3 protein-coding genes are annotated in these 6,404 nt (G+C 66.2%); all 3 read left to right on the plus strand.

The window, feature by feature from the left end; translation table 11 throughout:
- On the plus strand, positions 1-1,872 hold a 1,872-nt coding region (locus NZU74_20050; GenBank protein ID MCS6883626.1), incomplete at its 5' end, for a hypothetical protein.
- A 565-nt stretch (positions 1,873-2,437) separates the two neighbouring features.
- Complete coding sequence (locus tag NZU74_20055; GenBank protein MCS6883627.1) at positions 2,438-5,569, plus strand: hypothetical protein; 3,132 nt, start codon at positions 2,438-2,440, stop codon at positions 5,567-5,569.
- 628 nt (positions 5,570-6,197) lie between these two features.
- On the plus strand, positions 6,198-6,404 hold a 207-nt coding region (locus NZU74_20060), incomplete at its 3' end, for a hypothetical protein (GenBank protein ID MCS6883628.1).

A 6,404-nucleotide genomic window follows, 5' to 3' on the forward strand; every position in this document is an offset into this window, starting at 1 on the left:
CAGGTCCTCGCCCTGGCGGTGAGCGGCAGCGACCTGTACGTGGGCGGCGCCTTTACCAACGCCGCGGGCATTGCCCAGGCCGACTACGTGGCCCGCTGGGATACCAGCGCCAACACCTGGAACGCCCTCGGCGGCGGCGCCAACGGCGCGCTCAACGGCGCGGTCACCGCTCTGGCGATCAGTGGCGCGGATGTATTCGTCGGCGGGATCTTCCAGAATGCCGCGGGCGTGGCTGAAGCCGACTTCCTGGCCCGCTGGAACGGCAGCGTCTGGAGCGCCGTTGGCGGCCTCCCCAACGATGGCCCGCTCTCAGGTTTCGTGGTCAACGCCCTGGCGGTGAGCGGCAGCGACGTGTACGTGGGCGGCTGGTTCCAGAATGCGGCAGGTATTCCCGAAGCCGACTACGTGGCCCGCTGGAACGGGAGCGCCTGGAGCGCCCTGGGCGGCAGCGGCGGCAACGGCGCGCTCAACGGCCCGGTCAATGCCCTGGCCGTGCGTGGCGGCGATCTCTACGCGGGCGGTAATTTCACCGACGCCGCGGGCATTGCCGAGGCCGACTACGTGGCCCGCTGGAACGGGACGGCCTGGAGCAACCTTGGCGGCAGCGGCGACGGCGCGCTGAACGGTTCGGTTTTCGCCCTGACAATCCTGGGCGGGGACGTATATGCGGGCGGTAATTTCACCGACGCCGCGGGCATTGCCGAGGCCGACTACGTGGCCCGCTGGAACGGAACGGCCTGGAACGCCCTTGGCGGCAGTGGCAACGGTGCGCTCAATGGCGGCGTCTTCGCCCTCACGGCGCTGGGCGGCGACCTGTACGCTGGCGGCGTCTTTACTGACGCCGCAGGCATCGCCGAAGCCGACTACGTGGCCCGCTGGAACGGCAGCGCCTGGAGCGCCCTGGGCGGCAGCGGCGGCAACGGCGCGCTGGGCGGCCCGGTGCGCGCCCTGACGGCAAGCGGGAATGACCTGTACGCTGGTGGCAGCTTTACCAATGCCGCAGGCATTGCCGAGGCCGACTACGTGGCCCGCTGGAACGGCAGCGCCTGGAGCGCCCTCGGTGGCAGCGGCGGCAACGGCGCGCTGAACAACGCGGTCAGCGCCCTGGCAGCGGGCGGCAATGACCTCTTCGTGGGCGGGACCTTCCAGAACGCCGCTGGCAACCTGGCCGCCGACCTCGTCGCCGCCTACGCGGCGCCGCCCTCCGTCAGCGCCATCACCCGCCTCGACCCCAACCCCACCGGCGCCGCCAGCGTGCAGTTCCAGGTCGCCTTCGATGAGCCGGTTGTCGGCGTGGCCGCCAGCGACTTCGCCCTGGCGACCACCGGCGGCATCAGCGGGGCGAGCGTCACTGGCGTCAGCGGCAGCGGCGCGACGTACACCGTTACCGTCGGCACGGGAACCGGCGACGGCACGCTGCGCCTCGATGTGCCCGCCGGGGCCACGATAAACGACCTGGCCGGGCTGGGCGTGAACAACGCGCCCTTCGTCACCGGCGAGAGCTACACTGTGGACAAGACCGCGCCCACGGTGACGGCCATTACGCGCCTCGATCCCAACCCCACCAGCGCCGCCAGCGTGCAGTTCCAGGCGACCTTCTCCGAGCCGGTCACCGGCGTGGCCGCGAACGATTTCGCCCTGACGACCACCGGCACGCTGAGCGGGGCCAGCGTCACCGGCGTCAGCGGCAGCGGGACCACGTACACGATCACCGTCGCCACCGGCACAGGGAACGGCACGCTGCGTCTCGACGTGCCCGCCGGGGCCACCATCGCTGACCAGGTGGGGGCCAACGTGAGCAACCTCCCCTTCACCACCGGGCAGGCGTACACCGTCAACCGCAAGATCTACCTGCCGCTGGTGCGGCGGTAAGCCGAGTCAAATAACCAGGGTATCTGGGGCGCGGGGAAACCAGGTTTCCCTGCGCCCCTTCTCTGTTTTGACGACATCCTGTCGCGCTGGCTGCACCCGCCGTATCTCCCCCAAAGGGCAATTCAAAAAGCCGTGATTGAAACCATGTCTTAATCACAGTGCACATATGCCATAGTACGTAAAATCTTGATGCAATAAAAGATATCTAAAGATTGTTGTAATGATCTTTTAATTAAAATTACCCATGTACTGGCATATATTTACTAATACTAACGCTGTCGCTAGACGCCCCGCTGCCCATCAACTATCACGCTGAAACAACGTCCCTCGCCGCGGGCGCCCGCCTGCCGGCAAGGTCAAATAATCCCACTGCATCTGTAAGGAGGTTCGGGGGGGCAGAGCATCGCTAAAAGAGAACACGGTCCGTCCGGGGGCCTGCGCTTGCAAGCGCCCGGACCCGAACCTGCACACGCGCCGCCGCGAACCCACGCAAAGAGGAGAGCATCCAGGGCATCTGCTGCTGTTTGTCCGGTCGTGATTCGACGATTGCGAAAGGAACATCGCTATGAGACCATGGACTCGCACGCTCCTGATCCTTCTCCTGGTGCTGGCAGGCGGCGCTGGCATCGTTGCCGCGCAGTCGGACACTCCCGAGCCGTCCGGCGTCACGTTAGAGGACCTGCTCAACCCCGACGGCACTCTGCAACTCGACGGCGCGTTCAACGGCACACTGGATGTGAGCGGCTGGCAGGTCACTCTCGACCCGGAGGAGGGGCCGATCTTTCAGCCTGAGGCAGGCCCACCGGCACAGTGGACCAATCTCGGATCTTCCACCGACAGCGCCCTAAACAATACGGTCCTCGCGATCGCCGTGAGCGGAACCGATGTGTACGTTGGCGGTTCTTTCGCCAATGCCGGAGGAATAGCGGAGGCCGACTACGTGGCCCGCTGGAACGGGACCGCCTGGAACGCCCTGGGCAGCAATGGGTTCGGGAACGGCGCGCTGGGTTTTGGCAGCGTTGTTAACGCCCTGGCCGCGAGCGGGAACGATGTGTACGTCGGCGGCTTCTTCTTCGACGCTGCAGGGATAGCGACCGCCGACTACGTGGCCCGCTGGGATGGGGCGACCTGGAGCGCCCTCGGCAGCCTCGGTGGCAATGGCGCACTGAACGGTCCGGTCAACGCCCTGGCGGTGAGTGGGAATAACGTCTACGTCGGCGGCAATTTCACCGACGCCGCGGGAATAGCGACCGCGGACTTCGTGGCCCGCTGGGACGGGACGAATTGGAACGCCCTCGGCAACCTCGGCGGCGGGGGCGCGTTGAATAACCAGGTCCGCGCCCTGGCGGTGAGCGGCGGCAACCTGTATGTGGGCGGCGACTTTACCAATGCCGCGGGGTTGCCGGCAGCCGACTACGTGGCCCGCTGGAACGGGAGCGCCTGGAGCGCGCTCGGTAGTTTTGGCGGCGACGGCGCGCTGAGCAACATAGTCAATGCACTGGCGGTAAACGGAAACGATGTGTATGTCGGTGGCAGCTTCACTGATGCCGCAGGCCTGGCAGCAGCCGACTACGTGGCGCGCTGGAACGGCAGCGCCTGGAGCGCCCTGGGCAGCGTGGGCGTGCTAAACGGCCCGGTCTACGCGCTAGCGGTGAGCGGGACGGACGTGTACGTCGGCGGCGCCTTCACCGATGCCGGCGGCGTGGCAGCAATCGATTACGTGGCACGCTGGAGCGGCGGCACCTGGACCGCAGTGGGCATCCTTGATGGCGGGGGCGCGATGAACGCCCCGGTCTTCGCCCTGGCGGCGGGGGGGACGGATGTGTATGCTGGCGGCGTCTTCATCAATGCCGGAGGGTCGCCGGCGGCCGACTACCTGGCCCGCTGGAACGGAATCGCATGGAACGCCCTGGGTAGTAGCAGCAGTATAAGCACGCTGAACGGCCCGGTCTTCGCTCTAGCGGTGAGCGGGACGGACGTGTACGTCGGCGGCGCCTTCACCGATGCCGGCGGCGTGCCGGCGGCCGACTACGTGGCGCGCTGGAACGGCAGCGCCTGGAGCGCCCTGGGCAGCAACGGCGCCGGTAATGGCGCGCTGGGTTTTGGCAGCGCTGTTAACGCCCTGGCCGTGAGCGGGAACAATGTGTACGTCGGCGGCTTCTTCGTTGACGCTGCAGGGATAGCGACCGCCGACTACGTAGCCCGCTGGGACGGCAGCGTCTGGAACGCCCTGGGCAGCAATGGGTTCGGGAACGGTGCGCTGAACAACACGGTCAACGCCCTGGCGGTGCGGGGGAACGAAGTGTTCGTCGGCGGCGCCTTCACCGATGCCGCAGGGGTGGCCGCGGCGGACTTTGTGGCGCATTGGGATGGGGCGACCTGGAGCGCCCTCGGCAGCCTCGGCGGCGGAGGCGTGTTAAATAACCAGGTCCGCGCCCTGGCGGTAAGCGGGAATGAGGTGTACGTCGGCGGCAATTTCACCGACGCCGCCGGAATAGCGACCGCGGACTACGTGGCCCGCTGGGACGGGACGAATTGGTACGCCCTTGGCAGAATTGGCGCTAACGGCGCGTTGAACAACCCGGTCAATGCCCTGGCGGTGCGCGGGAACGAGGTCTACGCGGGCGGCGCCTTTACCAATGCCGGGGACGTGGCGGCCGCGGATTACGTGGCCTTCTGGGACGGCACGGGTTGGAACGCGCTCGGCGGCAGCGGCGGCGACGGCGCGCTGGGTCTTGGCAGTGTTGTCAACGCCCTGGCGGTGAGCGGGAACGATGTGTATGTCGGCGGCAATTTCAACAACGCCGCGGGAATAGCGACCGCGGACTACGTGGCCCGCTGGGACCGGGGCGCCTGGAGCGGCCTCGGTGGCGTTGGCGGCGCGGGTGCGCTGACCAGCCAGGTCCGCGCCATGGCGATAAGCGGGAACGATGTGTTCATAGGTGGCTTTTTCTTCGATGCCGCCAGCAACCCCCTCGCCGACTATGTCGCCGCTTACGTCACCCCGCCTACGGTACTTTCGATTGCCCGTCTCGACCGCAACCCGACGGGCGCGGCCAGCGTGCGCTTCCAGGTCACCTTCTCCGAACCGGTCGCCGGGGTAGCGGCAAACGACTTCACACCGACGTCTACCGGCGGCGTCAGCGGGGCAAGCGTCAGCGGCGTCAGCGGCGGTGGCGCGACCTACATCGTCACCGTTACGACGGGAACGGGAGACGGCACGCTGCGCCTCGACGTGCCCGCCGGGACGACGATCAGCGACCTGGTTGGCCTGAACCTGTACAACGTCCCCTTCACAACTGGCGAGAGCTACCTGATTGACCGGGCCGCACCTACGGTCACCTCCATTACCCGCCTCGATCCCAACCCGACGAGTGCACTCAGCGTGCGCTTCCAGGTCGCCTTCTCCGAACCGGTGGCCGGGGTGGCCGCAGACGATTTCGCGCTGGCTGTTACCGGCTTCCTGAGCGGGGCGAGCGTGAGTAATGTCAGCGGCAGTGGCGCAACCTACGTTGTCACGGTGGGGACGGGGACGGGGAACGGGACGCTGCGCCTGATCGTGCCCGCCGGAGCGACGATTACCGACCTGGCCGGGTCAAGCCTGAGCAATCTTCCCTTTACCACCGGCGAGTTCTACAACATCAACAGGTTCCCGCCGCTAGAGTACATTATCTTCCTGCCGCTGATCAAGTCGTAGGCGCTGGTTTGGATAACCGGGTTTTGCGGCCGGGGTGTGGGAGAGCCAGGCTCTCCCACACCCTCCAGAGCACGCATGACGCACACGTCGGGAGGGGGAGTTCAGCCCCCAACCGTTCTGCTCCTCCTGGCATTCCCCACATGCCGCATCGGGTTACGATGTTGGCAACTGAGGCCTCGCTTAGCACGTGGAAGTCCCGCAGGGGCTTTTATGAACTCAGCCAGGGCTTTAGCCCGCAGCATTCGCCAATACGGAAACATTTTTTACATGTTCCTTTTTCTTCCTCCGGCCCAACTTCTACGGTAATGCTGTGGTATTAACTCTCTGATATTTTTTCATTGTGTTGCATTATACGTTTCCGAATCTTAGTCGAGCGTCCTCTTTGTTCTGGAGGCCTGGCTAAGTAGTGCATCCGGCAAGTCCTGATACGCGAAAGGGCTGGGAGGCGGTATTTTGAGAGGGCAAAGCCCTCCCAGCCCCTCCCGTTTGAGAACTTGCCGGCTGCACCGCTAAGGCGCGGGGCGGGAATCCAGGACGGCGCTCCGGGTCCATTGGTCGCCGGTTCGTTCGTTCCATCGCCGGTCGTTCGTTTCGTTCTAGTTGCACGTTCGAGGAGGAAGACCATCGTATGCGCATGCGAACCTGGACCGCCACACTCGTATTCACCCTTATCGTCCTGCTCAGCGGCGCCCGCGTCACCGCCCGGCCGCCGCGCCCGGGCGAGGCCCCCGCGCCCGCCTCCACGCCTCTGGAGACCCTGCTCAACCCCGACGGCAGCCTGCGGCTCGACGGCTCGTTCAGCGGCGCGCTGGACGTGAGCGGCTGGCAGGTCACC

It is taken from the genome of Chloroflexaceae bacterium, from assembly GCA_025057155.1.
Classification (GTDB): Bacteria; Chloroflexota; Chloroflexia; order Chloroflexales; family Chloroflexaceae; genus JACAEO01.

Coding starts and splice junctions, on each gene's coding strand:
- NZU74_20055 (MCS6883627.1), top strand. CDS start 2,438: ATGAGACCATGGACTCGCACGCTCCTGATCCTTCTCCTGGTGCTGGCA.